The 12,855-nt window shown below is 39.6% G+C and carries 13 protein-coding genes and 1 pseudogene; 4 read left to right on the plus strand and 10 right to left on the minus strand.

The window, feature by feature from the left end; genetic code table 11:
- Nucleotides 1-194: 194 nt before the first annotated feature.
- The 10 genes and pseudogenes from UB51_RS11990 to UB51_RS12030 form a co-directional block, all read right to left on the minus strand.
- Nucleotides 195-1,346: an acyltransferase gene (locus UB51_RS11990; RefSeq protein WP_082063130.1), complete on the minus strand. Its 1,152-nt coding sequence runs from the start codon at nucleotides 1,344-1,346 to the stop codon at nucleotides 195-197.
- A 375-nt stretch (nucleotides 1,347-1,721) separates the two neighbouring features.
- Nucleotides 1,722-4,235, minus strand: coding sequence for an ATP-dependent helicase HrpB (gene hrpB / locus UB51_RS11995; protein WP_044877481.1), 2,514 nt, complete (start codon nucleotides 4,233-4,235; stop codon nucleotides 1,722-1,724).
- A gap of 158 nt (nucleotides 4,236-4,393) precedes the next feature.
- Entirely contained in the window at nucleotides 4,394-5,200 is an 807-nt protein-coding gene (locus tag UB51_RS12000) for an SDR family oxidoreductase (RefSeq protein WP_044877482.1), read from the minus strand.
- A gap of 228 nt (nucleotides 5,201-5,428) precedes the next feature.
- The gene (locus UB51_RS12005) at nucleotides 5,429-6,223 is read right to left on the minus strand and encodes a protein phosphatase 2C domain-containing protein (RefSeq protein ID WP_052675898.1); all 795 of its coding nucleotides are present in this window, start codon (nucleotides 6,221-6,223) and stop codon (nucleotides 5,429-5,431) included.
- A 15-nt stretch (nucleotides 6,224-6,238) separates the two neighbouring features.
- Nucleotides 6,239-6,428, minus strand: a pseudogene (locus UB51_RS26460) (hypothetical protein); the annotation flags it as partial.
- A 201-nt stretch (nucleotides 6,429-6,629) separates the two neighbouring features.
- Nucleotides 6,630-6,905 carry a WXG100 family type VII secretion target gene (locus tag UB51_RS12010; protein ID WP_044877484.1) on the minus strand — a complete coding sequence of 92 codons (276 nt, stop codon included), beginning with the start codon at nucleotides 6,903-6,905 and terminating at the stop codon, nucleotides 6,630-6,632.
- A gap of 101 nt (nucleotides 6,906-7,006) precedes the next feature.
- Entirely contained in the window at nucleotides 7,007-7,294 is a 288-nt protein-coding gene (locus UB51_RS12015) for a DUF4176 domain-containing protein (protein ID WP_044877485.1), read from the minus strand.
- A gap of 323 nt (nucleotides 7,295-7,617) precedes the next feature.
- Nucleotides 7,618-8,664, minus strand: coding sequence for a WXG100 family type VII secretion target (locus UB51_RS26465; RefSeq protein ID WP_052675901.1), 1,047 nt, complete (start codon nucleotides 8,662-8,664; stop codon nucleotides 7,618-7,620).
- Nucleotides 8,665-8,685: 21 nt separating this feature from the next.
- On the minus strand, nucleotides 8,686-9,501 hold the full coding sequence (locus UB51_RS12025; protein ID WP_044877486.1) for a hypothetical protein: 816 nt from the start codon (nucleotides 9,499-9,501) through the stop codon (nucleotides 8,686-8,688).
- Nucleotides 9,502-9,517: 16 nt separating this feature from the next.
- Nucleotides 9,518-9,823: a hypothetical protein gene (locus tag UB51_RS12030; RefSeq protein ID WP_044877487.1), complete on the minus strand. Its 306-nt coding sequence runs from the start codon at nucleotides 9,821-9,823 to the stop codon at nucleotides 9,518-9,520.
- Between the two features lie 713 nt (nucleotides 9,824-10,536).
- On the opposite strand from UB51_RS12030, the gene UB51_RS12035 reads away from it, so the two are divergent.
- From UB51_RS12035 to UB51_RS12050, 4 genes are all read left to right on the plus strand, one after another.
- The gene (locus tag UB51_RS12035; RefSeq protein ID WP_044877488.1) at nucleotides 10,537-10,776 is read left to right on the plus strand and encodes a hypothetical protein; all 240 of its coding nucleotides are present in this window, start codon (nucleotides 10,537-10,539) and stop codon (nucleotides 10,774-10,776) included.
- Nucleotides 10,777-11,089: 313 nt separating this feature from the next.
- A complete protein-coding gene (locus UB51_RS12040) occupies nucleotides 11,090-11,419 on the plus strand; it encodes a PadR family transcriptional regulator (protein ID WP_044877489.1) in 330 nt (109 codons plus the stop codon).
- A complete protein-coding gene (locus UB51_RS12045) occupies nucleotides 11,412-11,960 on the plus strand; it encodes an HAAS signaling domain-containing protein (protein WP_044877490.1) in 549 nt (182 codons plus the stop codon). Before UB51_RS12040 ends, UB51_RS12045 begins: the two co-directional genes overlap by 8 nt.
- Nucleotides 11,957-12,808: a DUF4097 family beta strand repeat-containing protein gene (locus UB51_RS12050; protein WP_044877491.1), complete on the plus strand. Its 852-nt coding sequence runs from the start codon at nucleotides 11,957-11,959 to the stop codon at nucleotides 12,806-12,808. Before UB51_RS12045 ends, UB51_RS12050 begins: the two co-directional genes overlap by 4 nt.
- Nucleotides 12,809-12,855: the final 47 nt, after the last annotated feature.

Here is a 12,855-nt window from a genome sequence, read left to right on the forward strand (position 1 = left end):
TTAAGCAGGTATGCTCTAAAATTATTTATTTGAATTTTCTATTGTGAATTTTTCATATAATGAAATATTAGGTTAACGCTTGTTTTATAGCTTTCGTTGTCGATCGATAAGATCCTTTCTCTATGACAAAAAAATCCCCACTGAACTTCTAGCTTCAGAAGTTCAGTGAAGATTTCGCATCAGCTACATCGTAGCTAAGTCTTTTTACTTGAATTGGAGATACCTACAGTCCATTTACCGAACGGCAGTCTAGAAAGCAATAACACAAGTACGTAAGAGAACAACACACAAATGACAAAGGATATGATCATTCGAATAATAACGGGCCAGTGAATAAACAGGCCTATATCGAAATAGTAGCTATACTTGAGCATGAGCGCATGTACTAAATAAGCTCCGTAAGAATACTTTCCGATGGACAGTAATACGTTATTCCACCTTGACCCCTGATGAGCTTTCATCCTGCTTGCCAGATTGTAGAACACAAAAATTGAACTCAGTAGAAAAATGACCATCATCGGTCGCAGCAAAGATGCACTGTTGAAGCCCATCTTCATGCCATCGGGTGTTGTTTGGAAACTCTGGACAACGATATACACGTAATATCCGAACAAAATAATAAAGACACTCCCGTACAGCATACTTCCTTTATGAATCCATTTTTTCCATAGATCTGGATACAGGCCAGCATAGGCACCAAGCACAAAATACAAAGAAAAATACAAAAAATTACGATCTGCATATTGTGTAAACCACGCTGTGATCATCGGAATGGGATAGGCAGATAAAATCCCTCCAATCGTAAAAATATTGGCAGTGATCCATATAAAGAGAATTCCCCCGCAAATTATAATAAATGTGTGTATTTTAACGGTACAATGACTTTTCACCTTATAAATAACATAACGAAATACAGGAAATAACAAATAAAATTGAAAAATCATGACCACATACCACAAATGATAGCTATTTTTACCTGTGAATAACATCTGAAACCATTTTATACTTTGCGGAATTAGCCCTTGCTGCCAACCATAAGAAATGGAGAAGTAAACGAATGACCAGAGAATATAGGGTACAAGAATATCTGTAGCTCGTTTCTTTAAAAAAGATATGTAGTTAAACCTCTCCCTGTAATTATAAAAGAGGACCATACCTGTAATAAATATAAACACGGGCACTGCGAATTTAGATAACATGAGGATAAGGGTCATCAGTACCCCATCTTCCAACCTAATCCCATCTACAATAGAGTAATGCGCGATAGCATGTTGAAGTGCAACAGCTAGAAAGGCCAATCCTCGGAGTAGCTCAATCTCAATGATTCTTTCTTTTTTAGACATCATAATCTCCTGTAATATAAATATATCCTACCCTGTAGAAAACAAAAATTCAGCTTCTATACTGGCTGAATTTTTGTTCTTCTTTATATCCATAAGTGAAGTATATACCTATGAGTTCCCTCTTAAACAACTTAGCGTTTATTAGAGCAAGAATGAAAGCTAGTATTTCGAATTCGAGTTATATCGGCTCGAGTTAAGTGACTTATTCTCACGGAACACTTCATAAGCACCTGTTCCATATTAACCTGAATCAACGAGCACTAGTATTTTACCATGATTCACATAGGAATTCATATTCCTTAGCCTCGTCGGTAATGGTGACTTTACTTCCCCCTATTCCACTAGATACAAACGCCATAAAGTAATGGGTTATAACCCTTATTTATGTTGTTGTGGCTTTGCACGGCGAGTTGGAGTAGCTTCAAGTGGATCGTCTGGCCAAAAATGCTTAGGATAACGCCCCTTTAAATCTTTCTTCACATCAAAATATGTTTCTTTCCAAAAACTTGCAAGATCTGCTGTTACTTGCACGGGACGCTGTGCTGGTGACAACAAGTGAAGCGTTAACCTCTTTGTCCCGCCGGCAATCCGAGGTGTATCCGAAAGACCGAACATCTCTTGCAATCTAACAGATACAATAGGCATTTGAGGATCGCTATAATCTATAGGTATTCTAGATCCGCTTGGTACGATGAGATGTGTCGGTGCTTCTACATCAAGCTGTCGACGTTGCTCCCAAGTCAAACTTTGTTGTAGAACTTCAATTAAATGTAGCCGTTGCAGATCATTGCGATTCCTCATCCCATATATCGAAGGTAATAACCATTCATCTAACGTAGCTAACAGGGCTTCCTCAGTAACATTAGGCCAATCTGATGCAACTGTTATATGCATGAATTGAAGTCGTTCTCTATATTGATTAGCAGCTTTACTCCACGGTAATATGTTAAGCCCCTCCACCTTAACTCCTGTCAGTAAGACCTGTGAAATATCCTCAGGTGACGGCTTCAATAGTGGCTGTTCACGAATAACAATAGCTCCAAGTGTGAGTCTCCTTCTAGCTTTGACACCTTGGAGTTCCCGATCCCATATTAGTTGATCATTTTCCTTGATATGAGACTGATGATACCGATGTAGGAACTCTTCCGTCAGCAACGCTCCCATCATGATTCTACCATCGACACCCTTATCATCTACAACTGCCGCCACCATATAGGATGATCTACTTAGAGGTTGGCTTACCGATAATTCAACGCCACGTCCACTAGTAAGAAGAAATCTACCATTTCCTCTGTTCTGTCCAATTCTATCAGGGTAAGCGAAAGATAAAAGCAAACCATACCATTCTGTATACTCTTTTACTTCCCCTTGAATATGTAGAATAGACTGCAAATTGCGACTTTCTTGTAGTATGCGATGCATGGTTGTTATATCTACCGAGGAATCAGGAATATCCGCCATCGCTCCCCGCTCCCATTGAAAGATCGAATCCATTCTTAACGTTACATCACAGTCTTGTATCGCCTTATTCCCACGATAAGGATCTCTCTCTTGAAGCAAAGCAGCCAATCTGCAGGCTAACGGCCCACATCCCAGCTTCATCGACTCCAACATCATATGAGCTAGTCTAGGATGCATTCCCAGACGCACCATCTGGCGACCATATTCCGTAATATGACCATCTGGATTTAATGCGCCTAACCTTTGAAGAAGATCAACGCCCCGACTGAAATCCTGGGCTACCGGAACGTCAAGCCATTCTAAATGAGTTGGATCATGTACCCCCCATGTAGCTAGTTCTAGTACGAGTGGTGCAAGATCACTACCTATAATCTCGGGTGTAGTTGCATCCTTAAGGAAGTCATGTTCTTCTTGACTCCATAGCCTGTAACACCAACCTGCTTCTGTTCTTCCGGCTCTCCCCTTTCTTTGATCTGCAGCTGCCTTGGACACCTTTACCGTCGTTAAACGAGACATGCCACTACGAGGAGAAAAAGCTTCTGTTCTCATCAGGCCACTATCCACTACAACCCTCACACCTTCAATGGTTAGACTTGTTTCAGCAATAGAAGTAGCTAGAACAATTTTACGTCGTCCATCAGGTTCAGGTTGAATCGCAGCATCCTGTTCAGCTAATGACAATTGGCCGTATAATGCTCTAATGGCGGTGTTACTTGGAGCGGTGGTTGATTCAAGTAATCGTGCTACCCGCCTTATCTCACGAACGCCCGGTAGAAATACAAGCACATGACCAGGGTGGTTAGTTAAGCAACTTAGAATAACTGAAGTTACGGATTTCTCCAGCAACGAATTCGTTGTCTGAGGAATATAGAACGATTCTACGGAAAATTGGCGTCCGGGACAATGAACAATAGGTGCATCATGAAGTAGCGCAGCAACGGGCGCTGCCTCTATCGTAGCTGACATGATAAGAATTCTAAGATCTTCTCTCAGCATCTCCTGTGATTGCAGGGCAAGTGCTAGCCCTAAATCTCCATGAATATTTCGTTCATGAAATTCATCGAAAATAAGAAGACCTACATTCATAAGTGCTTGATCATGCTGCAACATCCGGGTCAAAATCCCTTCAGTAACAACTTCTATTCGTGTTGCCTTGGAAGTCTTACTATCCATTCTAACGCGGTAGCCAACCGTTTCTCCGACACTCTCTCCAAGCTGTCTCGCCATAAATTGTGCGGCAGAACGCGCCGCTAATCGCCGTGGTTCTAACATGATGATTTTCTTTCCCTCAAGCCAAGGCTCTTCTAGTAGAGCTAACGGTACTTGTGTCGTCTTTCCAGCACCCGGCTCTGCAATTAGCACTGCGGAAGATTGATTAGTCAATATTTTTTTTAATTGAGGTACTATTTGAGTAATGGGTAGTCTCTGCATATCATCTTCTCCATGTGATCTTCATCACTTATTATGTATTACTATCAATCTCATTATAGTAGGAAGAACAGTGTTGTCCAACTCAGCCTAGTTAAACAGCTTAAAAAGATCCTGTTCACAATGAACAGAACCTAAATCTTGAATATGAAAATTTACCGTTAACACAAAAGTGATTCAGCGCCATCGATAAACATCTCGGTACCTGTAATATGAGATGCTTCTGTTGAGGCAAGGAACACGACCAGATCTGCAACATGCTCTGGTTGTCCTGGAGCGTGCTTAAGTGGTTGACGTCCTTCAGGGAACTCCATGGGAATAACTATGTCTTTAAGCTGGTCTGTTTTCTCTGTACTCTGATCAATATTCGTGGCAATCGCCCCTGGGCAAATCACATTAACCCGAATTTTAAATTTAGCTAGCTCCAATGCTGCCATCTTAGCAAAAGCCACTTGCCCCGCTTTTGACGTACTATATGCCGACATGCCAAAACTTGAAAAGGTTCGATTTCCGTTAATTGAGCTAGTAATGATAACACTCCCCCCATTTTTCTTAAGGTGTGGAATCGTATATTTAACGGTTAAAAAGGTACCGTTCAAATTAACATTAATCGTCTGTTGCCAATCCTCAAGCTTCAAGTCTTCAATCGGTGAAAGGACACCGTTAATACCCGCATTAGCGAATACGATATCTATTCCCCCGAACAATTCTACCGTCTCAAGTACGGCCTTCTCTACCCGTTCTGCATTAGAGGTATCTACATCGAAGGCGCGTGCAGCCCCCTCACGAATGCTATTAACTTCAGCCTCCGTCTCCAAGGATCGTTCATCCTTTAGATCGAATAATGCCACATTGGCTCCTTGCTGAGCTAGCTTGATCGCTGTTGCTCTCCCAATGCCTGAACCCGCACCGGTTACAATAGCTGTTTTTCCTTCAAATCGCTGCTTGTTTATCTGTCCCTTGCTCATATATATCTCTCCTTTTTTTGTCTTGGATGTAAATATAGTTATACAGTTGGTTTAGAACTTCAGTCTGCACCATGTATCTCAAGATTACCCAAAAAGGAGGGATGCTTAATCACTTACTTAAATAAAAAAAGAATTTGTAAGTTAGTCTATGTATAGAAACAAGACAAATAGACCATACACAGTAAGTAGTCGGTCTATTGTTGTACCTCTTCTGATTCCTAGGATCTATCACCAATTAAGTTCTAAAAAGGCTGCATCATCCGTGAGTCCATAAGTATGCGGCGCATCAAATAGAATTTGGATTTGTTCATCAGGAAGCCGTTCACGTATAGCGTCTAGATCATGAAGTCCATCGGTATATAACTGAAGTCTCATGGGTATTCCATACTCTAAGCGGCTTTGATACACGTGTGGAGCACTACCTAATACACCTTGAGCTGTTGACCAGTGCTCATTCGTCTGCATGGTTCTTTGAAAATACTCGCTGATCTCTTGATCATCACGCCAAAATCTCAACCGACAATCCCCCTGCCAAGCCATCCATATTCTTCCTACTTGTGTGGAGGTAGGCAATTCTATACGTCCGCATATATACATCGTATGACTTCCCAGTCGTCGCTTATCTGTCAGTACCTCTTTTAGTAATGCTGGTAAATCATCTGGAATATCAACTAGATTTAACTCTTCAGTCGCCGTTCTGGTTAAATCCTGCATATAAGAAGTAAAACCTACAGATGTCCAATCTTCCGTTGTATCTAACCAATTCAACAGTGTATTCCCAACAAATCTCGAGGCAAAATCTCCTTGATAACTCATTCCTACACCATCACATAATACGAAATTACAAACATCACCTGTTATATGTACACCAACGAAATCCTGGCCTTTCTCACCATGAGAAGCCGTTTCTGAGGCACGTCCATAACCATAGCGGCATTTGAATATACCGTCATAGCAAGAGACCAACTGTTCTTCGGACTGTGAACTAACATAACGAAATGTATCCAGCCATTGTAAATTCATTGTCATCATATCCCCCTATGCTCTTACCGGTGTAGCTGCCGACATCTGAAAACCAATAGTTACTAACTCTGAGTGGCTGCCTGGCAACATCATCATTGCTCCTTGGCTGAGCTGATAATCTTGATTTAACTAACATTTCACGATAACTTTCTGGTAATCCAGAAGACATCCCACGTAATTTAACGGCATGTTCGTCTGGATTCGGCTGAAAAGACATGGTCATTACTCTCTCTATAACATGATCGATACAAGGATAAGCTTATTCTATATACCATTGCTTTATCTGAAATATCAGAAAGTACAATAGTGACTTATACTTTCTGATATTTCAAGAAAACCGGGAGTAGTGATCGCACCCGGTTTTCTTAACTATAGTTCATTCATAATAAGAAGATAATCATTTCGATTAACGATTTTGGTCAACCGTACGGAATTTCGTTGAAATTGCGGTCAATTCTTGGTTAATGCTATTTAAAGTTTGAATAAACAATTGCATTTCTTTGCTAGCTTCTTGGAATTGTTGGAAGAAACGTTGTTTCGTCATCCCTTCCCATTGTCCTTCCATACCTTGAATCGCCTGCGTCAAAGTAGCTACGATTTGCTGACTTTGCTCTCCACTTAGCTTAAACTGATTCGCTACTTGATCTACTTGTTCTGGGGAGATAAGTATACGTCCTGTCATTCTATAATTCCTCCTCGTAGTTGCATTCAAAGGGTATCCCAACTTACTATACATGAGTCTTCAATAATTTCCAAAAGACCATTGTCCTGATTCTAAATACCCTACTCTTCTGCAGATGAAATGTGCTCCAATAATATTTGAAAATCTTTCTCTTCATCATTTAAATAACCTACATATTTCACCACTTCAATGTCTTCGTGGTTGAATAGAAAAGAGTAGTCGGGGTCTATATAACCTTCAGGAAACACCACACCTATATAGTCATAGATCTTGTTAGTATCTATATGTACTTGTTTACGACCATAAACCACTAGGTTCTTATAGGCTCCCTTCAATAAAACCACAGACCCCAGTGGAAGCAATCCCTTGTATTGTTCCTCGTTATTCATAATATGTCCATCCCTCTCGTTTGACACTATGTAAGTGATTAGTTTAGAAGAGACAATTGAGGCTTCTTCTGATTAGAGATTTCTTCTAATCAGAATATATTTGTGTAGATTGCTTGATATCAGCATATAGATAAGAGAGAAGAAGCACAATAGAATGATAACTACTATTAATGGTAGAATTATATTGTAACCAATGAATGACTACATTCCCTCCTACAATTCCTAATCCATCCAATACATACTCTCGTTATAATCTCTTTAGTGATATCATGATAGGTAAAACTACAAATCTATTACGAGATTAGGCAACAGTAATCGCTCCTTTAAGAGAACAACATGAACATACTAAAAAAGCCTAATCGTTCTTTAACTCTAGTCACGCTTCTACTCACTCCGGACGAGACCGTATCTACAGTACCTGCTACGGCTTCCGCAGCTTCGGTTCCTGTATCACTCATTCCATCAACTGCTGTTTCCTCTCCACTAATAACGCCTTCAATAGCATTATCAACGCCAGCTACAGCATGCGTCTTTAGAGATTTACCATTAATTTTGATCTCCGTTACAGCTGATACTGTAACTCCTACACCAAGGCCTACAGCTGCTCCGACAGCAGTTCCGACGATGGGAACCGCAGAGCCAATCGCAGCTCCGATCGCAGCACTGCCAGCCATTGTCCCGAGACCAATTCCACCATTAACAACTACGAAAGCTGTATCTTGAGTTGCGCCACCTACTCCCTTAAAAGAGACGGCTTCTCTTGCTGCAATCTTAGGGTCTATGAATTTCCATACTTGGGGATTCTGAGCTGCATTATTTAACGTGTACCGAGTACCTCGTGTAAAACCGCTTTTAAGCATGGTTCCGATCATCAGACTTCCATATCCTAATGAGTTCCCACCCGTAGCAGATGGCCCTTCCCACCCCAATCCGACTTCTATATCCTCTTTCATATTCTCACCAACGATGGCTGCTACAGCTGAACTGGGATTTGAGATGACAGTAGACTCTTTCCCCAAACCAGACAACAGTTGTAAATTCTTCTTACTCATTTCAAACATCGCCACAGGAGAATGATTAGAGATCGCTGAACTATGGAAGGTAGAGAACGGTTGTTCATCCACAATTTGAAATTGATCTCCCTTATTCTGTAATGTAGTCGCCATCTCCATGAGTGCAGAAACCATTTCTACACTCTGTAAATTAGCTAATCTCCAAGTGTTCATCACGATCTCCATTGTCTCTGCATCATTAAGAAGAGAATCCACTGCCTGATTGAGCACCGCTCTAATCTGATTGATCTGCTCCCCACTTTGCTGCAGTTGACGACTTAATGCCCGGAGTGCATCCGGTTCAACAGAAATTCGCATGGCACATCACCTTTCGTCAGATTATGTAGACTGCTTCAGCCAACCAAGCAGCATTTCTTGAAATTGATTCTTACTCGTTGGACTCGCAATAATCCAATCCTGATCCCCAGACATACTTTTACGAATTAACCAGTTCATCGAATCATTGACAAGAAATGCAGCACTTTGCGTTTCCCACTTCTGACCATCCCATATAGACAAGTGCATTTCACCTTCAAGTGAACGAAATTGTAAGCACTTAGCCAAGGTAATTGCCCCTTCTACATCATCTGTAGCCTCAGCAAGCTGATTACTTAACGTTTCAAGATCAAAACTCAAAGAATTCTCATACAACTCATTAAATTTATGCTGCGAAAAGAACAACGCTGGCACTTCCGTAGGAAATCCTTCTTTAAAGCCTAGTTCCTCAACCAGTTTGTTGCAGACCTCATCCACAGTCCCTAATTCATCTAATCTATAACATGAAGAATTTGGTTCACACTTACATACTTGAACAACACGTTCATTGGTCACATGCAGATAACCTTCAAAGATCTCACCATGATGACTATATTTCAACCAGCATGCACACTCCGACAGACCCGCAATAGCTACTCTAGAGAACACTGCAGGCGGCATAGAAAGCTGCATCTCATTCTCTTCCTGAATCAATAAACCTTTATCTAATAAGTTGGCTTTAGCCAATTCCCATTCTACAGCGATTTCTTCCGCTAAATACCCCCGAAAAGGATCTTCTACTCCTAATAAACGATCAGAACCTAAAATTCCTGCCAAGAAAAAGAATTCCTTAGCTTCTAGGGTAATCGTATCATGCTCATAATCATGAATCGTCAACATTATGAGCTACCTCCCCTCAAACGACAACATGCCATCGGTCACAAATTTCTTTTACCCAACGTTCTTTGTTCCATTGATTATAGGGAATTGCGCCTTTCACCCTAATAAATTTTCTTTTTATATAGTAACCTTGACCCACAGGAAAGACTTTCATTCCCCCTGTGCTTTGAGTTGCTTCCGTAAAAGGTATTCTAAAAAACGATAAGTCATTAGGGTCTAAAGTCCCGAACAAAAACCCACTCTGGCTTGATTTCACATCACAAGGCTCAAGATCATCTACCAAAAGACCTACAGGTACATTATATAATAAATGATATTGCAAAGCTCTCTAGAACGCTCATCCTCATCTACCCTTTGAGATGGGTAAAGCAGCCTGAAATTATAAAGGAGGCATATGACCTTTAACAAGGCCTTATGTTCTGATACCTTCTCAGCATATTTCTTTTTGTTACCTATTATAGATAAAAAAGGCAATATATAGGACATCAGCATCATGACGGTCGTAATCATTTGAAACATAATGAAATTACTATTACCCATCTTGCCTGAGTCATATAAATGTAGAATCCTACTGTCACCATAATCATCACTATTGGCAAAATAATAGATATCATAGAGAAGGAGGGTTTAGTGGCCCGAATTGAACAACCTTCGAACAGTCCAATTTCAGTCACACTTTGTGAGTCATTTATAGTAAACCACAGACCTTCAGCAATTTACCTTCTAATATGTATTGTAAATATCGTAATCAATGCAAAATTTCTGCTATATTAATGTAACATTCATGCAAAATGCCGTCAATTTCCCACATTCATTGAGGAAAACAAGGTTAGCCTTGTCTTCCAACATCATTGAAACCTTTGTTTATGTAATTCATAAAAATACCCTTGACAAGATATCTTATGACGTCACGGGTTAGACATAAATCTTAATAAATATGAATACTTCACCTATTTATAATCTATTTTTAAGGAAATTTTAATAATGGTTGTTTATTATTATGTGTAATAAATAATACGATTAGGGGTGTTTTCTATGACCATGTTAATTACTTTTCAGAACAAATTGGTACCTGTATACTTTAGTACAGACAGTAAACAACCTGTACAAAAAACGATGAAGCTACTTAGTAATATATTAGAAGTTAAAATTCAAAATGGAAAAAGAGCATTAAAAAAATGCTTAGATTCACTTATAAGTATTGAAATTGAAGGATCAGAAGCTATCCTTCATAGTAAAAGCGAGAATGATACACTAGCATTGTCCCTCTATTAAGAGGGATTTTTTTTGAATAGAGTCTAGCATTTATACATAGAAGAAACCTAACCACGATCAATGGACATTCCCACGTCTCTCCTTATAAAAAACGAAGTTATGAGGATCGATTTACCATTTACCAATTTACCCTATATACCTCATTACCGAGTTTAATTTCTTCCAATCAAAACTAAGTTCTTATTAGTAATCCATGTAGTATCTTGCATTATTCAGTAGTGCGTGATACACTTTATTCATCCAATAGTGATCAATGTTCAGTACTGAATATAGTTAAATCCGAATAACAATCTGTAATGGGGAGGAATCCGCTTTGAGTGTAAGCGTACAGTTTAAAAAAGGCGTTCTTGAGTTCTGTGTACTCATACTTATCAAGCGTAAAGATCAGTATGGATATGAGTTAGCTCAATCCGTGTCCAAACATATTGAAGTTGCTGAAGGTGCACTCTACCCCCTTCTTCGAAGATTGGTGAACGACGAATACTGTACAACGTATTTACAGGAATCTACAGAAGGACCACCACGTAAATATTACCGAATAACACCACAAGGAGAATCTTATATGACGGGTATGGTCGCAGAATGGAACTCCTTTGTACAAAATGTGGCTAATTTAATTGAGGAAGGAAACGAATATGAATAAACATCAGTTTTTATCTACATTACATCATCATCTTGCATCGCTTGCACCAGAAGAAAGAAATGAGCTCATGGCGGATTATGAATCTCACTTCATCCATGGACTGCAGAATGGAAAGACCGAAGCTCAAATTGCAATCGAGCTGGGTGATCCAATTGAACTATCCAAAGAAATGGTAGATGATCGTGCAACTATAGTTATACATACGGCAAAACCATCATCAATAATACGCAGCCTGTTCGTTTATGTTGGACTCTTTTTTGCAAACATTGTCGTAGTACCTTTCTTTATCGCACTCTGGGCGGGTTGGATTGGCATATGTGCAGGAGCACTCGGTTTACTACTATCCCCTCTATTGATAAGCGTGGAGTATGTTATCAATCATGTCTTCTTCGTTTCTAAACTATTCGCCTCTATAGCCATGATGGGGATTGGTATCTGGCTCTTTATCGCAGCTAAGTTCATTAAGGCAGGATTACTTTCAATCACTAAATCGTATGGACACTGGAATACAACCATCGCAAAAGGAGGGAACGCGGAATGAGTACTACGAAATGGCGAGGTCTTGGATTTATTGGTTTGATACTGGTTATAATCGGGTTTGCCGGGATGGCATTTAATCGTTTTGAATTTGGAGATGATCTAACTGTATACAATAAGAAATGGACCTTTGAACCTAATACGCTCCATACATTGAATATTAACAGTGATTATTCTGCAGATGTGAACTTCATAGAAAGTACAGATGGCACAGACTCCATTGCGTTGGACGGACCTTTAGAGAACCAAACCATTACCTTCATGGAGCAAGCAACCCTAAATAACGGCACCTTTGATATGAACCTCACAGATGGGGACACCATTAGATTCTTTAATATCTCCTTCCAACCTAAAAAACTTAAAATCACAGTATCTGTAACTGATCCGAATCAACTACAAAAAGTTGCTCTTCAATTCAATTCAAACAATGCAAATATTAAAAATTTAACAGCTAAAAACACTTCTATAATCACTCATTCAGGAAATTTATCCCTTGAGTCTATTACATCAGAACAATTACTACTAGATGTTAAATCGGGTAATATAACAGGGCATATGATTAATGGTAACACTACCGCAGCATCAAATTCTGGAAATATTAGATTAGATGACTTAAGTGGTAATAGTACAATAAGTGCTAGTTCAGGTAACATTCGAATCATTCAAAAAGGGGCTGCTTCCCTTAATCTTTCGGCAAGTTCAGGTAATGTCACGCTAACCCCAGATGTAGACTTCAAAGGTACCTATGATCTCCAAGCTAGTTCTGGTAGTGTACAATCCCCTGAATCTTTAAGACAGTCCGATGATCTTATTAAGATCAGGACTCATTCTGGTAATATTACCGTGAAGTAAAATCAAATGAGAATATCCTAAAACCCATCCCCTAAAAGATGGGTTAT

Origin of the sequence: Paenibacillus sp. IHBB 10380, assembly GCF_000949425.1 — a bacterium.
Classification (GTDB): Bacteria; Bacillota; Bacilli; order Paenibacillales; family Paenibacillaceae; genus Paenibacillus_AQ.

Excerpts from the sequence above, each read along its gene's own strand:
- UB51_RS11990 (WP_082063130.1), bottom strand. The coding sequence starts at position 1,346 with ATGATGTCTAAAAAAGAAAGAATCATTGAGATTGAGCTACTCCGAGGA.
- hrpB (WP_044877481.1), bottom strand. The coding sequence starts at position 4,235 with ATGCAGAGACTACCCATTACTCAAATAGTACCTCAATTAAAAAAAATA.
- UB51_RS12000 (WP_044877482.1), bottom strand. The coding sequence starts at position 5,200 with ATGAGCAAGGGACAGATAAACAAGCAGCGATTTGAAGGAAAAACAGCT.
- UB51_RS12005 (WP_052675898.1), bottom strand. The coding sequence starts at position 6,223 with ATGAATTTACAATGGCTGGATACATTTCGTTATGTTAGTTCACAGTCC.
- UB51_RS12010 (WP_044877484.1), bottom strand. The coding sequence starts at position 6,905 with ATGACAGGACGTATACTTATCTCCCCAGAACAAGTAGATCAAGTAGCG.
- UB51_RS12015 (WP_044877485.1), bottom strand. The coding sequence starts at position 7,294 with ATGAATAACGAGGAACAATACAAGGGATTGCTTCCACTGGGGTCTGTG.
- UB51_RS26465 (WP_052675901.1), bottom strand. The coding sequence starts at position 8,664 with ATGCGAATTTCTGTTGAACCGGATGCACTCCGGGCATTAAGTCGTCAA.
- UB51_RS12025 (WP_044877486.1), bottom strand. The coding sequence starts at position 9,501 with ATGTTGACGATTCATGATTATGAGCATGATACGATTACCCTAGAAGCT.
- UB51_RS12035 (WP_044877488.1), top strand. The coding sequence starts at position 10,537 with ATGACCATGTTAATTACTTTTCAGAACAAATTGGTACCTGTATACTTT.
- UB51_RS12045 (WP_044877490.1), top strand. The coding sequence starts at position 11,412 with ATGAATAAACATCAGTTTTTATCTACATTACATCATCATCTTGCATCG.
- UB51_RS12050 (WP_044877491.1), top strand. The coding sequence starts at position 11,957 with ATGAGTACTACGAAATGGCGAGGTCTTGGATTTATTGGTTTGATACTG.